1 pseudogene is annotated in these 515 nt (G+C 47.6%); it reads right to left on the bottom strand.

Annotated features, from left to right (window positions below):
- A pseudogene (locus tag ACFIJS_RS09350) lies at positions 1 to 515 on the bottom strand (hypothetical protein); the annotation flags it as partial.

Here is a 515-nt window from a genome sequence, read left to right as displayed (position 1 = left end):
GCCGCTCCTTCTTGATCGGCTGGTATGGCATCTAATTCTTGGCGCATAGCAGCCAAACGCACCCCATAAGAGGCACGAATTTGCTCTTCCCATTGTTGCTCAGATGCTAAACTCCACACCTCCCCCTTCATGGCACAAACCCGTTTAAACAAGCCATTTTTAACAGCGACACCAAAGGGATAACAATGCACCGAAAAAGGCACTTTGCCTGCTCGTGCTTCACGGATCAGTTCATTGAAAGGATTGAGTACACCATTATGGGTGGAGATCACACGGATTTTTCCTCCCCAAATGAGCAAAGCATTGACAGCATCCAAAACAGCGCGCACATCTTGATGAAACGCCGCCTCATCAATCACTACAATGCCTTGTAACCCACGGATATTTTCAGGGCGGCTAGAAAGCGCCTCAACCCGAAACCCTGAAGCAAAACGCACTCGATAAGCAGAGATATATTTTGTTGACCCATCCGCCCTTTGATCAGAGAATAAAAATTCCTCCACATCCCCACTATT

This window comes from Bartonella sp. OT172YNZD (genome assembly GCF_042193725.1).
Classification (GTDB): Bacteria; Pseudomonadota; Alphaproteobacteria; order Rhizobiales; family Rhizobiaceae; genus Bartonella; species Bartonella grahamii_A.
The sequence above is the reverse complement of the archived record's forward strand: the minus strand, read 5'-3'. Positions and strand labels throughout refer to the sequence as shown.